This is a genomic window from Chromohalobacter sp. HP20-39 (assembly GCF_033052815.1).
Classification (GTDB): domain Bacteria; phylum Pseudomonadota; class Gammaproteobacteria; order Pseudomonadales; family Halomonadaceae; genus Chromohalobacter.
Genome location: NZ_JAWHTP010000931.1, coordinates 1 through 253, shown reverse-complemented (window position 1 = coordinate 253; position 253 = coordinate 1). Strand labels below are relative to the sequence as shown.

Below are 253 nucleotides of genomic sequence, written 5' to 3'. Positions count from 1 at the left end.
CGCGGCGCGGCGGCGGTGTTTGGCCCGCAAAAAGGGGCAACGCCGGAGATGGTCGAAGAACTTGAACAGGGGCTGCAAAATTACGCCCGTGTTTTACAACAGCAAACTGAAATTAATGTCTGCCAGATGGCGGGCGGCGGCGCTGCGGGCGGTATGGGTATTGCGGCGGCGGTATTTCTCAATGCGGATATTAAACCGGGCATTGAAATTGTGTTGAATGCGGTCAATCTTGCGCAGGCAGTGCAGGGCGCAG

Annotated in this window: 1 protein-coding gene; it reads left to right on the top strand. The window is 57.3% G+C overall.

What is annotated here, in order from left to right:
• A partial coding sequence (locus tag RVY79_RS20690) for a glycerate kinase (protein ID WP_317466476.1) occupies window positions 1-253 on the top strand: 253 nt, incomplete at both ends.